Origin of the sequence: Pseudovibrio sp. Alg231-02 (assembly GCF_900143565.1) — a bacterium.
In the GTDB taxonomy this organism is placed as follows: Bacteria; Pseudomonadota; Alphaproteobacteria; order Rhizobiales; family Stappiaceae; genus Pseudovibrio.
The window spans coordinates 40,157-55,160 of record NZ_FREX01000001.1; the positions used below are offsets into that span (position 1 = coordinate 40,157).

The 15,004-nt window shown below is 50.1% G+C and carries 8 protein-coding genes and 1 pseudogene; 6 read left to right on the forward strand and 3 right to left on the reverse strand.

What is annotated here, in order from left to right; genetic code table 11:
• Positions 1-2 precede the first annotated feature (2 nt).
• Complete coding sequence (gene traI / locus DHN43_RS00155) at positions 3-1,124, forward strand: TraI/MobA(P) family conjugative relaxase (RefSeq protein WP_108817338.1); 1,122 nt, start codon at positions 3-5, stop codon at positions 1,122-1,124.
• A gap of 70 nt (positions 1,125-1,194) precedes the next feature.
• Here traI and DHN43_RS00160 read toward each other — a convergent pair whose 3' ends face one another.
• Positions 1,195-2,121, reverse strand: a complete 927-nt coding sequence (locus tag DHN43_RS00160; RefSeq protein ID WP_108817339.1) for a M48 family metalloprotease — start codon at positions 2,119-2,121, stop codon at positions 1,195-1,197.
• A 551-nt stretch (positions 2,122-2,672) separates the two neighbouring features.
• On the opposite strand from DHN43_RS00160, the gene repC reads away from it, so the two are divergent.
• The 3 genes from repC (at position 2,673) to DHN43_RS00175 (ending at position 7,396) form a co-directional block, all read left to right on the forward strand.
• Positions 2,673-4,103 carry a plasmid replication protein RepC gene (gene repC, locus DHN43_RS00165; protein WP_108817340.1) on the forward strand — a complete coding sequence of 477 codons (1,431 nt, stop codon included), beginning with the start codon at positions 2,673-2,675 and terminating at the stop codon, positions 4,101-4,103.
• Between the two features lie 103 nt (positions 4,104-4,206).
• The gene (locus tag DHN43_RS00170; protein WP_244306631.1) at positions 4,207-5,100 is read left to right on the forward strand and encodes an IS5 family transposase; all 894 of its coding nucleotides are present in this window, start codon (positions 4,207-4,209) and stop codon (positions 5,098-5,100) included.
• Positions 5,101-5,755: 655 nt separating this feature from the next.
• On the forward strand, positions 5,756-7,396 hold the full coding sequence (locus DHN43_RS00175) for a calcium-binding protein (RefSeq protein ID WP_108817341.1): 1,641 nt from the start codon (positions 5,756-5,758) through the stop codon (positions 7,394-7,396).
• Between the two features lie 186 nt (positions 7,397-7,582).
• Here DHN43_RS00175 and DHN43_RS00180 read toward each other — a convergent pair.
• A pseudogene (locus DHN43_RS00180) lies at positions 7,583-8,703 on the reverse strand (IS3 family transposase).
• Between the two features lie 539 nt (positions 8,704-9,242).
• Between DHN43_RS00180 and DHN43_RS00185 the strand changes: the two are divergent.
• On the forward strand, positions 9,243-11,036 hold the full coding sequence (locus DHN43_RS00185; RefSeq protein WP_108817342.1) for a type I secretion system permease/ATPase: 1,794 nt from the start codon (positions 9,243-9,245) through the stop codon (positions 11,034-11,036).
• Positions 11,029-12,345: an HlyD family type I secretion periplasmic adaptor subunit gene (locus DHN43_RS00190; protein ID WP_108817343.1), complete on the forward strand. Its 1,317-nt coding sequence runs from the start codon at positions 11,029-11,031 to the stop codon at positions 12,343-12,345. The genes DHN43_RS00185 and DHN43_RS00190 overlap by 8 nt, the downstream gene beginning before the upstream one ends.
• 941 nt (positions 12,346-13,286) lie before the next feature.
• On the opposite strand, the gene DHN43_RS27555 is transcribed toward DHN43_RS00190, so the two are convergent.
• Positions 13,287-14,618, reverse strand: a complete 1,332-nt coding sequence (locus DHN43_RS27555; RefSeq protein WP_108817344.1) for a calcium-binding protein — start codon at positions 14,616-14,618, stop codon at positions 13,287-13,289.
• Between the last annotated feature and the right edge of the window lie 386 nt (positions 14,619-15,004).

The following is a 15,004-nucleotide window of genomic DNA, read 5'->3' on the forward strand; positions in this document are numbered from 1 at the left end:
CCATGATTGCACACAAGATAGACCGTAAATCCGGACAGAATTCTTTTAAGGCGCTGGCGCGTTATGTAGCCGCCGCCAGGGAAGATAATGAGAAGCTGGGCGATCTTTGGATTGAGAATTGTGAGTTGGCAAGCACCAAAGACGAACTAGAGCTTGCCATTGTCGAGATTGAAAACACGCAAAAGCACAACACCCGTGTGAAGGGCGACCGCTCTTATCACCTGGTGATCTCGTTTGCGGAAGGAGAAGTGCCCGAGCTGGCGGCGTTGAGGGACATTGAAAAGTCTTTCGCCAAGGCACTTGGCTTTGAAGAGCATGAGCGCATCATCGGCACGCACACCAATACAGACAATTACCACATGCACGTGGCGATCAACCGGATTCATCCCAAAACCTACAAGGTCCACACGCCCTATATGGATTTTGACGCTCTGGAGCGCACTCGTCTTGAGATGGAAGTGAAATACGGCCTGACCCGCACCAACGCCAGGGGCGAAGTGCTGGAGAAGACCAATCCAAAGGCAAGGGATTATGAGGCCAACACCTATGAGGTCTCCTTCTCCACTTATGTGAAGGATTACAAGCCTGAACTCTTGAAGATCCGGGAGAGTGCCAAAACGTGGCCCGAACTTCACGAGGGCCTTGCGGCGTATTCGCTGGAGCTGAAGCCGCGCGGTAATGGTCTGGTGTTCAAGGAGCTGGACGGCCCGCGTTTGGAAAAAGCCAGCACGGTTCACCGTGACTTTTCTAAAAAGGCATTGGAAGACAAGTTCGGTCCCTATCAGGCACCGGAGAAAGATCTCTCTCAGGCTCAGCGCAAGAATCGCTATGAGCGCAGGCCGCTTTATGACCGGCACCGGGAAACAGACCTTTGGGAGAAGTTCACCGATCAGCTCAGTAAACCCAAGCGTAAACGCAAACACAGCTGGAAGTCGTTTCTAACGGATTATGCTCAGCTCAATCATGCGGCCATCGAGATGCTGAAGGGTGAGGAAGCCATGTTGTCCTTGATGGGACTTGGGTCAAGACGACAACCAGGGCTGCTGGAGAAGCATTTTGGAACGAAACTGCAGAAACAAAAGCAGAAGAAGCAAAAGAAACAGAACGCAGAACTGGAGCGTTAATGCATGGGGACCGCCCTCCCCTACCTCTGGCGCTGTGTGGTGCTCGCAGCATTAAAGGCAAGGAGCTGGTCTAGTGCTTTTGAAACTGGTCAATGAGATCTGATGCAGGAGGTGCATTGAATTGAGGACGATAATCAGATCGCTGCAGCAGGTTGTTACGACGCAATTCTGTTGGCGGATGCGAGTTCAGATAGTGAGCAAGAATGTTGGTTCCGCCGCGCTCTTCACAAAGGCTACTGAAGACCTCGCACATACGCTCTTTGCCGAGCAGTTTTTGCGAGAACTCGTCCGCACGATACTCAGCCATGCGCGAGGTCAGATTGGTCACCTTGGAGCCAATCTTGATGAGCAGGTTGCATGGCAAAACAATGAGAGAGAAAAACAGGCCGACGAATGGGATCTTGCACAGCAAGTTGTTAAGGCTGAGCGGGATCAGGAACGGCCAGAAAAGAGCTGTGGTGATGGAGGTGTGAACCGTATCCCAATGGCGCAAGTGACCGACTTCATGGGCGATCATCGCGGCCAGTTCTTCAAGTCCACGCTCGCGAAACTTGGTATCAAAAAGAGTTCCTTGAAACAGGGCAATCCGGTTGCGGCCAAACGCGCAGGCGTTGTAATTGCGCCTGTCAATCACGCGCCAGACAATGTGGGGCAGTTTGATGCCTTTGGCGTCAGCGATGGTCTGCAGGTACTCAAAGGCGGCTTCAATCTGCAAAAGTTCCCGCTCAGAAGGCCTACGAGCCCCAAGTTCGATATCATTGAAGAACTCGATCAGACCTGGCACGCGCAGGATAAGCCAGAACAAGACGATCTGAATGCATGCAATCAGAAGGGAAGATTCTTCCGGGATCTGGAACGGGAGCCCAGAAAATGTGTTGATTGCCCAAGTAATCGGCATAGCAACCCAAAACAAAGCGATGTGAGCTGCAAAAGCAATGATGGACCACGAAATAAACCAGCTCAAATCAATAGCTATGTGTCTGAATACTCTGTACATTTGAATGTCCCTCCATTGGTTTTATTTTACAAAACTCTAAAGACATTCTCAATGAAACTCGGGTGTGTTCTATATTTGTTCACAAGTAACTCAAGTATAGTTAACGCGCCCAAGTAACGGGACTCATTATCAATAATGTAGATAGGGTCAAAAGATAAGTAAGGCTGAAGTTAATTCACTTGGATGCTTAGGGATATACATAGTTCTATTCGAGGGGTCCATGAATGATTGGTCGGAGGTCAGCCTTTATACGTGCATTACACGCAAAGTGACTAAACTTGTACTTTTTAAAAGAAAAGGGATTTGCAACAATTGCATGAAATCTAACGAAAATCTCAAGGACTAAAGCAATCAGGGCACTGCCCTATAAAAAAGTAAACCCTGGAAGCCAGGAGCCGCCAGGGAGAACAACATAGAATTCAAGATTAGCACCTGAATTTTTATGTTGTCCTGCCCAAAATTGCAAGAGTGAAGAACGCAATAATTTTTGCGAACAGGAGAACTCACTCTGAATTTGGCTCAAAGCTTCCAGTGAAGACGGAATATTTGGAATGTTTATTGATGCCTATATGCCAGATGAGGCAGCGGCAGTGTTTGGAATCGGCAACACATCGCGCCAGCAAAATGAGAAGGCAGAAGTCGCGGCCAGAAGCTTTGCTGGCCTGCCAGTCGGTGTGAGCCGATGGGATGTGCTCTCGCTGGTGAAGAGGTTGCAACGCGATCTTGGCTTGACCGCAACACAAGTTGCGCACCTGGAATTCCTCGTGGGCTATACTCGCGATCAGGATTGGCAAAGTGGCAGCAATCCGATTGTCTATCTGACAGTAAGCGCGACTGCCAACAAGCGTGTGATATGCGAGCGCCAAGTGCTCAACATCGAGCGGGCCTTAAATCGTGCTGGTTTGGTGTGCTGGCACGACAGCGGCAACCTGCGCCGGTTCGGCCATCGCTCAGCTGGTGGAGAGCTCCTGCAGGCGTTCGGTGTCAATCTTGCTCCTCTGGCCGCAAGTTACAAGCGGCTGTACTGCATGGCGCAAGAACTGGAACAACGCGCCCTTGTCTGGAAACAGCAAAAGACAACGCTGCTGCTTCACAAAAAGGTCTTAAGAGAGCAGCTGACCTTGCATCCGGACCATCCAGCTGCAGGGGATGCGCAAAAGCTGTTGCTGTCATTGCCGCGCCGCATCGAGGCACGCTTGACCATCACCCAGCTGTTGCAATGGAGCAAGCACTTGCTGCAGCTGATCGCAGTGTTTCATGAGGCGCGTGAGCCCTCTTCCACTGACCAGATTAAGGAAGATCCAGTAGCGGAATCCGGTCCCCAAGATAGGTCTTGTCGGAAGAAAACTTCCGACAGGTCGGAAATCCAGTTCCGACACATAAATACAAACAATACAAAACAAACACTTTCTAACGAAAGAAGTAGTGAGCGGACACTGCCTGACGGCAATGACTTGAAGATTGCTTTGACCGCTAACGCGGAAAGGGCTCTTGAAAAGATCGAGCATGAAAGCGCTGCTCCAGCACGTCAACACCTTGCGGCAGATGAGGACAGATCCAACTCGCCTCCCCTGCCCGGTCTTGAACCGCCTTCAGCACAAGCCGTGCTCCTGAGCTCCGGCATCGAGCACATCACGCTCAAACAGGTTTTAGCCTGTGCCAGCCCCATGCTGCGCGATATGATCCGCAATGCCTCAAAGAGCGGTGGTGCCGATTGGGATTCTGTCATCCAGGCCGCAACACTGGCAGCAGGTTATCTTGGGATCTCAAAATCAGCATGGCAGGAGGTTTGTAGCAAACTTGGGAGCAGTGCAGCCGCAACGCTGATTGTAATCGCAGAGCGCCGCAGCACCGATCCGGCCACCACCATCAACTCTTATGGCGGATTTGTGCGCGGCTGTCTGGCAAAAGCCAAGGCCGGGGATCTGCATCTTCAAAAGTCTGTTTTTGGCCTGCTCAGCAAGGCAAACCTGGATGAATAAGCACCTCTTAAAAATTTGGGCCTTCGCCCCCGATCGCTGTCAAGGACAAGGAAGCTGCCGCTCCCCGACCCTGAGCCCTCCCCATCTGCGCTGTTGCATAAATTTGCTTCAGGCGTATATTCCGGCTGATGTTTCCTTTCATTTCATGCCGTTTAAAGCCAATGCTGATCGCCGACATAAGTTTGCCAAAGCCAAATACAAAGTGACGAACTGGTCGAAGTATAATGAAAGCTTGCGTCGTCGCGGCGATGTCACGGTTTGGGTTGAAGAGAGCGTTGCCAAGGCTTGGTTTGCACCTGAGAACCAACGGCGTGGACGGCCCGCCAAGTTTTCAGAGCTTGCCATTGAAACCTGTTTGCAGGTCCGGGTCGTATTCGGTCTTGCTTTGAGGCAGACACAAGGGTTTGTGAGGTCTGTATTTCATTTGGTGGAGTTGGTTTTACCGGTTCCTGACTTTTCAACCTTGTCGCGCCGCGCAAATGGCTTGAAACTTTCAAATCCCAAACTGCGAACGAATTCTGAGCCAGTAACGCTGGTAATCGATAGTACGGGCGTTAAGGTCTTTGGTGCCGGCGAATGGCAAGAAACCAAGCATGGAACTAGGATAAAGCGCAGAACTTGGCGTAAACTTTACCACGGCCTTGATCTGAATACAGGCGAAATCGTATGTTCTGAACTGACTGAGGATACGGTTGCCGATCCAACCGCTGTGCCTGATCTGTTGGATCAAGTCGAAGATACAGTTGCCATATTTCTCGGTGATGGCGCTTATGATGGGACGCCCACGAGACAAGAATTAGCAGGCTGTTTTGAAGGTATAGAAGCCATCATTCCACCTCCTAAGACAGCTATCTTCGGCCCACAGGCTGCGATCGCTCCCAGTGCTCGCGACCGGGATATTCTTGCCATTCAAAAGAACGGCAGGATGCCTTGGCAAAAGCAAACCGGATATGGCCGACGGTCTCGAGGCGAGACCTTGATGGGCCGCATTAAGTAGGTGATCGGGACCACGCTCAGGTCACGAAAGTTGAACAATCAGAAGACAGAGGCAAAACTTGGCGTCGCAGTTCTCAACACAATGACGGCCATCGGACGCGCCACGTTCGAGAAGGTTTCTGCATGACCAGATGCATGGGATTGGCAAGCTGTAAGCTAATTTCGAATTGTGCAACAGCGCACCTGGTTATTGGGAAAGTGTAAGAAAGAATGCTACCCGCAGGAGAGCCTTTTAAACAGTAAAAGAAGCTCTCAAGACCATTCAGATTTCTCAAGTCTACGAGCAATTCATTGAAGACAATTTGTGTTCGATCCAAGAAGCGGCTCGGAAAGTGGGCTGTCACCGCTTTGTAGGGCAACTTTAGCGACCGCACATTTTGGAGTACTCGCTCAAATAAATCTGCGCTCACCGGGTGAAGAAAATTCACGTGCTGGGTTACAGTGTCCGAATTCGAGTATGAGACTTACACTCTCTTCGAAGGCCGTTATTTGCGGTATTTAATTCCTGAAAAATGGATTTCCCGACATTTATTTTCTTTAATGAGAAGCCTAGACCAGCAACTCTAGCGTTGCCTCCCCTAAGTTAGCGTTACAGGCCCTCCTACTAAAAAGCATCCTGAGAATATAAAGGCGCTATAGCATAGGAGGATAAATAGATGAATTCCGTTGATGTCGCAATTAAACAAGGCCCACTGTTCGAGAGTAACTACCTTAGTTTACTAAATAATTATTGGAAGATTTATCTAATCGAAGAAAATCAGGTTTGGAATGCAACCCCACATGGTGAAGTAGGCTTGAAAGACGGTGTCACTGCGCGCGTGGGTAAAGGCAACACTCTTGAAGTCGCAAAGCTTTCATCAGCTATCGGAAGCTTAACTTCTGACAGCTCGCTTCGAAATGCAAATGAGCACACCAAGAGAAACGACTATTTCGAAATTGAAGAAGGGCTGCTAACCCGCGGCTTTTCAACTGCGGCTACAAGGAATGGTTCGTCGAGGGATGACTTCTTATTTGGAACAAACTCAAGCGACCGGATGAATGGCTTTGCAGGAGATGATTGGATCAGTGGCAGTGATGGCGAGGATTGGATCTATGGCGGTACAGGAAACGATAGACTGTATGGCGACGGAGGCAGTGATTACATTCAAGGTGATCAAGGAAATGACCAAATCTTTGGAGGCAATGGAAACGATCGTCTCATAGCCGGATATGGTTCAGATATTGTCCACGGTGATGGCGGGGATGACATCCTCTTTGGGCTTGCTGGGAACAACTATCTCTTTGGTGATGACGGTTCTGATATCCTTTATTCTGGAACAGGAGAGAACTGGATTATCGGAGGGAGCGGCGAGGACTTAGTCAGCTACAAACACTTGTCAAATGGTGGTGTCCAAGTCAGTTTGTTTTATGACGAAAATAGTCGGGCGTACGTGAAAAAAGCAGGAGGAGTAACCGATGTCCTGATTGGAATTGAAAATGTTCAGGGCACCAAATACGACGATTCTATTAACGGGAATAATCAGGACAATGAAATCTATGGTGGAGCTGGTGACGACTTCATAGCTGCGGAAGGCGGAGCTGACTATGTTAATGCAGGAGCAGGGGATGATGTAGTTAAGATCAGCGGTGATGGTAACTATGTTAGAGGTGGGGATGGACGAGATGAGATTCATAGTCAGGGTGGCAACAACGTTTTGAACGGGGAAGATGGCATCGATCTGATAAGCTATCACTACGTTAAGTGGGCGGAAGGTTACACTAGGCCAATAGGTGTCCATGTCGATTTAGATCAGAAAAGAGCTACTTTTGCTGAACCTGGTGCTCGGAATTCATTTTTTGAGGAACTCCACAACTTCGAAAACGTAGAGGGCTCAATATGGACCGACTTTATCTTTGGTGACAGCAACAGAAATGTTCTGAGGGGACTGGGAGGTGACGACTATTTATCCGGTCGCGATGGAGATGATATTTTAGTGGGAGGTGAAGGCGACGATTATTTAATCGGTGGTAATGGCAGTGACGCGATGGCTGGCAAAAAAGGCGCGGACACTTTTGTATTTAGTAAAGGTATCCAATTTCAAGCAGATGCAGATATTATCTTAGACTTTGAAGTGGGAATTGATAGGTTAGATCTATCAGATCATTCTGCTGCAGTTAATTGGGCGAGTGCTCAAGATGTACTGGATAATTGCCAATCAAATGGAAGTCGAGGTACAATAATAACTCTTGGTAGAGATACCATTGAGCTGGCCCTCGTTGATACGAGCGACATTCTTAGTGTGGACTTCATTTTATAATAATGTGAAATCGACTTCACCAAAAAAATAGGGTTAAACACAATCTTAGTTACGCGACACGATAGCATAGCTAAGATTGTGTACATTTAGACAAACGCCTATGTTGTACCACCACGGTTATCCCAACAATTCTAAAACACAAGTAATCTACGTGAGCAGCCCCGTTTGAGAGGTCCGAGTTGAAAGTTAGTGCATGGTTGGCCTTTGGTCCATCGCAATGATGGTTTCAGGCGCGGGAGGGCGGTAACCCAATGCGCTGTGTGACCGTTTGGTGTTGTAGTGTCTCCTCCAGCTTTCAATAATTATCTGGGCTTCACGAAGCGAATAGAAGATTTCCCCGTTTAGTAGTTCGTCGCGCGTACGTCCATTGAAACTCTCGCGGTATCCATTTTCCCAAGGCGATCCTGGCTCAATGTAGGCCGTTTGCGCCCCAACGGCTTTGATCCACTTTCTGACCGCCTCAGCTACGAACTCGGGGCCGTTATCTGAACGAATATAGGCAGGTGGCCCGCGCAGAATGAACAGATCGGTCAGTGCATCAATGACTTCGTTCGAGTTCAGCTTTCGCTTCACCCGAATAGCAAGGCATTCACGTGTGTATTCATCCAGTATATTCTGCGTTCTGAAGGCTCAACCATCTTCTGTTCGATGATGAACAAAGTCGTAGGACCACACATGGTTGCTGTATTCCGGCCGAAGTTGGACGGAAGATCCGTCATTGAGCCAGAGCCTGCCTTTCTTGGGCTGCTTCATGGGAACCTTTAGCCCCTCTCGTCGCCACAGGCGCTCGACACGTTTATCGTTCACCTGCCATCCTGCATCTCTCAGCAAGGCGGCAATTCGGCGGTAACCGTAGCGACCATACTGGAGCGCCAACTCAACCATATCCGCTACCAAGTGCTCTTCATCGGCGCGGCCCACCGGTAAGCGCCGTTGTGTAGAGCGATGCTGGCTAAGAACGCGGCATACGCGCCGTTCAGAAACCTTCATCTGAGTGCGAACATGATTGATGCACGCCCGCCGACGAGCGGGGCTTAGAAGTTTCCCTTGGCGGCCTCGGTGAGGATCAGCTTGTCCAGAGTCAGATCAGAAACTGCACGACGCAAACGTTCATTCTCTTTCTGCAGCCGCTTCAGTTCTTTGAGTTGTTCTGCGCCCATTCCGCCATACTTCTTCTTCCCGCGATAATAGGTTTGTTCAGTCACGCCGATCTGCCGGATCGCATCAATGCGCGATGCCCATTGCCCTGTCAGGACTTCAACTTGTCGCAACTTAACGACAATCTCTTCTGGCTTAGGTCTCTTAATACCCGTTTCTGATCCTCCGTTTTCCTAATCATAAACGTGAACCACTTCTGTGGGGGAGGCTCATTCATTTTAAAAAATAGCAATTTTTTTAGATACACCTCCTTTCCCTGGATTCGGGCAGTACTGTGTTAATTTTATTAGGTTGAAAGTATCGTGTAGATATATCTGATTTTTCTATTTGATCGTTGAGAAGGTACAGTGGTTATATTCAATTCTATTTATTCTAGTCGGAATATAATATTTGAGCGTCATGTGCTTCTTCTAATACTCGCAAGGGGAAGGTTTATCTCGCGCATGGCGTCGATCACGTTAATCTGACGTTATCTACACTCTACCAATTACTCATATAGGCTTAAACTTTACCAACCATGAGGACTAAACTTGAAAGTGAAGGCGATTAGACATTGAGGATTAGAATGCAATCAGTAGCATTTATTCACCTTCATCCCATGCCTGACGCCTCAATTCATAAATGGTAGCTCCGCTCAAGCGTATTTGCAGAGTAGTGCATTATAATCTTAAATATCACGAGCAATTAAATGAATTTCAGTAATTCAATCGGTTCACAAAAACGATTAGTCGCAGAGGCGTTTGCGGCGTCTCGGTCCGGGTATGCGGGCGTTGGGGTCTTGAGTCTGGTCATCAACCTGTTGATGCTGACGGGTCCGATGTTCATGCTGCAGATCTATGATCGCGTGCTCGCCAGCCACAGCGTGCCAACACTGGTGATTATCGCCAGCTTCGCCGGTATCCTTTATCTGTTCTTCGCCCTGCTGGAAGGCATCCGTGCCCGTGGCCTGTCGCGTATTTCTCAGGAAATTGACGCCCGCCTGTCGCGCACCGCGTTCCTTGCCAACCTGCGCGTACCACTGCGCATGGGCAACAGCGGCAAGAATGTGGACCCGATCCGCGATCTGGAAACCATGCGCCAGTTCTGGGGTGGTCAGGGTCCGGCCGCGCTCTTTGATATTCCATGGATGCCGATCTATCTGGGTCTGGTGTTCGTGCTGCACTTCTGGCTCGGCATGCTGGCACTGGCTGGCGCAGTCATCATCCTCTCTCTCGTTCTTGCCAACGAGTTCATGAGCCGCGATCCCTCCAGGGAGCTGGCCTCACAAAACGCACAGCGCAGCAACACCCGCTCCGGCGCTCGCCGCAATGCAGAAGTGGTGCGCGCCCTTGGCATGAGCTCCACACTCACCAACAAGTGGGATGAAACCAACGCCCGCTTTTATGATGCCCAGACCAAGGCTGGCGACCGCGCCTCCCTGTTCGCCACCGCTATCAAAGCCTTCCGCTTCCTGCTCGGTTCTGCCGTTCTGGCCGTGGGTGCATGGCTTGCGATCCTTCAGGAAGTCTCTCCTGGTGTTATGATCGCAGCTTCCATCATCACCTCCCGTGCTTTGTCTCCTGTGGAGCAGGCTGTTGGCCAGTGGCGCGTGTTCATTGCAGCCCGTCAGGCCCGCACCCGTTTGGAAAAATCGCTGGAAGGTCTGGATGAGACCCCGCCAGAAACCGAACTGCCGCTGCCAAGCAAGACCCTCAATGTACAGCAGATCGCAACAGCGCCTCCCGGTGCCCGTGCTGTCACACTGGCTGGCGTCAACTTTGAGCTTAAAGCAGGCGATGGCATGGGCATTATCGGCCCGTCCGGCTCCGGCAAAACCAGTCTGGTCCGTGCGCTTGTGGGCGTTTGGCCAATCTTGCGCGGTGCCGTTCGTCTGGATGGCGCTGAGCTGGGCCAGTGGTCAGAAGATCGTCTGGGCACAGCAGTTGGCTACCTGCCGCAGGATGTGGAACTGTTTGACGGCACCATTGCCGAAAACATCTCCCGCTTTGCGCCAGAACGCGATGACGAGAAGATTTTGGAAGCCGCCCAGCTTGCCAACGTGCATGAGCTGGTCACCAGTCTGGCTGACGGTTATGACACGCAGGTTGGCGAAGGCGGGGCACTGCTTTCTGCCGGACAGCGYCAGCGTGTAGGTCTGGCCCGCGCGCTTTATGACAGCCCGTTCCTGATCGTGCTCGATGAGCCCAACTCCAATCTRGATTCAGAAGGCGAAGCAGCCCTGACCCGCGCCATCAAATTGATGCGTGAGACCGGCAGCATTGTCATTGTCGTTGCCCACCGTCCAAGCGCGATCTCAGCTGTTGATCTGCTGCTTGTTGTGAAGGATGGCCAGCAGGCCGCCTTTGGCCCGAAAGACGAAGTCCTGCCAAAAATCAGCGCCCCAGCTGGTGTGCCAGCACCCGGTGCAAAACCGGCCCCCGGCGCACAACCAGCCCCAGCTGCTGCAAAAACAGGACCATTGAGCGTGGTGCCACATGCCTGAGCAAACAACCCTTTCCACCATTCAGACCTCTCGTAAGAAACACATGCGCTGGGGCCTCGTCCTTGTGGGCGTTCTTGTGCTCGGCCTTGGCGGCTGGTCCTCCGTTGCCAAGATCAACAGCGCAGTGATCACCTCTGGCTCCATCGCTGTCGATGGACAGGCCAAGAAGGTGCAGCATCAGGAAGGCGGCATTGTCGGCGAAATCCTCGTCAAAGATGGCGATGAAGTCAAAGCCGGTGATGTGCTGTTCCGCCTTGATGAAACGGTAGTGAAAGCCAATCTGGCCATCACTCGCAAGCGTCTTCATCAGATGCAGGCGCAGGAAGCCCGCCTTTCTGCCGAATGGCGCAATGACGCTCAGGTCACCTTCCCGGAAGTTCTGGTTGAGCTGGCAAAGACCGACAAGATTGCTGCCACTGCTCTGGATGGTGAGCAAGCTCTCTTTGCTGCCCGTCAGCAAGGCATCAAAGGCCGCAAGAAGCAGCTTGGCGAGCAGATTGCTCAGCTGGAGCAGCAGATTGAAGGCTTGCAGGTGCAGCGCGATGCGAAAGCTGAAAGCATTGATCTTGTCACCCAGCAACTCGCCGACTTTGCTTCTCTTTTGGAAAAGCGCCTGATCAACGCCTCTCAGGTCACCGCCATCAAGCGGGAACGGGCCGAGCTGGTTGGCCATAAAGGAGCCGTAGTTTCTCGCTTGGCACAGACTAAAGTTGCCATCAGCGAAAAGCGTGTGCAGATCCTGCAGCTTGACGAAGAGTTTTTAGAAAAAGTTCTGTCTGACTTGCAAAACATCCGCTCGCAGATTGCCGAGCTGGAAGAGCAGGAAGTGGCCGCACAGGACCGCCTGAAGCGCATTGACATCCGCGCACCACAATCCGGTTATGTGCACCAACTCAACGTTCACACTGTTGGTGGCGTAATCGCTCCGGGTGACACACTTATGCTGGTGGTGCCGGAAGACAGTGATCTGGTGATTGAAAGCCGTGTTCAACCGGTTGATGTGGATCAGCTGCAAGTGGGACAGGACGCTTATGTGCGCCTGGCTGCTTTCGACCAACGCACCACACCTGAGCTGGGCGCAGCTGTGCTCAACGTCTCCCCGGATCTGACCCGCGATGAGGTCACCGGCGAGCCCTTCTATCTGGCACGTCTGAAGATCCTGGAAAGCGAAATGCCAAAGCTGAACGGCCAGACCCTCGTGCCAGGGATGCCCGTCGAAGGCTTCATCCAAACCGGCGAACGCACCGTCCTCTCCTACTTCATTAAACCCATGCAAGACCAAATCGCACATGCGTTGAAGGAAAATTGATTTTCTGTTCTCGGTGGTGACTTGCTCTCCATAGTTTCTCTCAGCTTATGATAAAATTCTGCCTAACTTTGCGGTGGGATATGAAGTGTTCGCGTTTTATAGAGAAGTAAGTCATCAGCATGATTAAGGGACAAGAAGGTGATGTTCTAACAGTCGAAGTTTGTCGCAGGCATGGAGCCAACACACATCGTTCTACAAGTACAATACGAAGCATGGAGTTTTTGATATACACAAGCCGAAGGCTTTGGAAAGGAAAATTGGAAGTTCAAAAACTCTTTGCTGAAGCCATGTTGGATAATGCGATGCTGCATGATTTTAGTTGAAGAACTGTATGGTTCGCAGCTTCCCGCCATGCAGTAAGCTTTCTATGTTAGAGTTTTGGCGTAAATGAGCGGCGGGCCAGCGCAGTCCTTGAGTTTGACTGGCTGAACATGAGTTGTAAAAGCATTCGTTCGAATGACAAGCCACGGGGTAATCCCCCGTTAACTGATTTAGTTTGAGTAGGAATATTATCGCCTCAGATACAGGCCGAGTTTGCGGAGAAAACTCGCTTTAGGGATGCGCAGATCATTGTAACATTATGGCAAGGCAATAACGACACCTCGATTGCTCCGCTGGCTAGGAACACGGCGAGTTTCTACTAGTGTCGATAAAAGATAGCAGGGTTGCTGCTCCTATGGTTTCTCAAACAAAGTCCGTGGAAGAAGACATTGAGCCAACCCGCACAGTGCCTTCTCCCACGATTAGCTGAAAGACCGATCTTAGCTTTAAAAGCAGGGCTATGGATCAGATAAGGTCGTCTGCTCATGCCGCTACTTTAATATTAGCATCATACCGCTTGCAGGTGCGCAATACACTTAGACCGTCGTTTCAATTTTCCTGAGAAACTTTTCACTCTACTTTATGGATTTCTTGCTAGGCTAGTGCCATAAGGTGAAGCTCTATAAAATGAACATGTCTTCAGTTAGTTCATTCAGCGCCCATCCTTTAATTTGGATGACATCGTCTCCCAACTCAATTACAACATCACCATTCAGAAGATTTCGAGAGTGTTCCAAGACATCGTCAATGTTTTGCCAGCCACTCGTCTCGTTATGATCTGAGATGTCAATAACATCCCCCTTCTCAAAATCTTTAATCAAATCGGATCCTGTCCCAATATTTTGAAACAAGAAAACATCGTCGGAAAGACCGCCAATGAGAGTATCTTTGCCTGCGCCTCCGATAAGCACATCTTGACCAGTGCCGCCTAAAAGAAGATCGTTTCCACTTCCACCATGAATTGTATCATTGCCACCCTCACCAAGAATTGTGTCATGTCCTCCCCGACCAAACAGCGTACTTCCTGACGCATTGCCGCGAATGTAATCATAGCCATTTGTTCCGTGAATCTTCTCAATTGAAATTAAGGCATAGTTCGAGCTGCCCATCCTTGCTTGTCCGAGATCAAGATACACGGATACGCTAGCAAGTGGTCCAGGGCTGCTAAAGTACACTTCATCAGAACCTGCCCCTCCATTAATTATGGTTTGGTAGGCATCGCCGTCATTATTTAACACATGAATTACATCATCACCATCTTCGCCTTCGAGGCGATCATTCCCACTGTAGCCATAAAGTACATCATCTCCTTTTCCTCCGCGAAGGCGATCATCTCCTGCGCCTCCAATCACCAGGTCATCGCCCAATCCGCCATGGAGGTAGTCATTTCCTCCGCCTCCTCTTATAACGTCATCTCCTTGTTCACCCCAGATGCTGTTATCACCGTTATTTCCTCTGATCACATCATCATAGTTTGTTCCTTGTGCATTTTCGATATTGACGAGCTCATCCCTCTCCCAGATATTTTCAGAGCCTGCTTTTGTGGTTCGTCCTGAAGACAAATCAATATCTACGCTTACTTCAAAGAACTTATAGCTGACGAGATCAACTCCACCAGCCCCATCAATTTTATTACGGTAGAAGTTACCATCTCGTGCTGAATAGTTTTTTACGTAGATAATATCTGACCCTGTTCCTGCATTGACGTCATCATTGCCATTAATGCGAATGATATCATCTCCGGCTCCTCCGTAAATTCTATCCTCGATACCAGCATAAATGACATCATTGCCATCGCCACCTTCAATCAGGTTATTGCCGTTGCCCCCAAAGATGTAGTCATCTCCAAGCCCCCCCCGGAGGATATCGTCTCCACCTTCTCCATAGATGGCGTCGTCACCATGTGTTCCAATGATTGTTTCCGATTGATCTGTCCCGCTGAAAATAGGCATAATTAGCTCCTTCGTTTTAACGAAGAGACTGTGTCCGTATCTTCTCTGGCTGGATAGAGTTCAATGCGCCAGGGTCGGGCCGAACTCGCCAGAAGGATTAAAACAAGTCAGGTTCATGAAAGAGCAGGCGGTCCGCCATAACAATGTGCCCATATTCAAAGATAGTTAAGTAAATTAACCTTCATGTAGGGAGTTCTTGCCACTCTGTCTGTTTAACCTACGCGGCTTGTGCATGAGAGCGTAAGCGGTGGTCTTGCAATGTTTGACATTTAATCATCCGTCTATACCGACTAGAGTAAACATCAGCGGGCGTCACATTTCCATGGCTTTCGTGTGAGCGATAGTTGTTTTTGTGGTTGACGAACAGGCCATTTTGCAGCTCCATG

What these genes read in the sequence shown, in the direction of transcription:
- traI (WP_108817338.1), top strand. Translation starts at nt 3, where the DNA reads ATGATTGCACACAAGATAGACCGTAAATCCGGACAGAATTCTTTTAAG.
- DHN43_RS00160 (WP_108817339.1), bottom strand. Translation starts at nt 2,121, where the DNA reads ATGTACAGAGTATTCAGACACATAGCTATTGATTTGAGCTGGTTTATT.
- repC (WP_108817340.1), top strand. Translation starts at nt 2,673, where the DNA reads ATGTTTATTGATGCCTATATGCCAGATGAGGCAGCGGCAGTGTTTGGA.
- DHN43_RS00175 (WP_108817341.1), top strand. Translation starts at nt 5,756, where the DNA reads ATGAATTCCGTTGATGTCGCAATTAAACAAGGCCCACTGTTCGAGAGT.
- DHN43_RS00190 (WP_108817343.1), top strand. Translation starts at nt 11,029, where the DNA reads ATGCCTGAGCAAACAACCCTTTCCACCATTCAGACCTCTCGTAAGAAA.
- DHN43_RS27555 (WP_108817344.1), bottom strand. Translation starts at nt 14,618, where the DNA reads ATGCCTATTTTCAGCGGGACAGATCAATCGGAAACAATCATTGGAACA.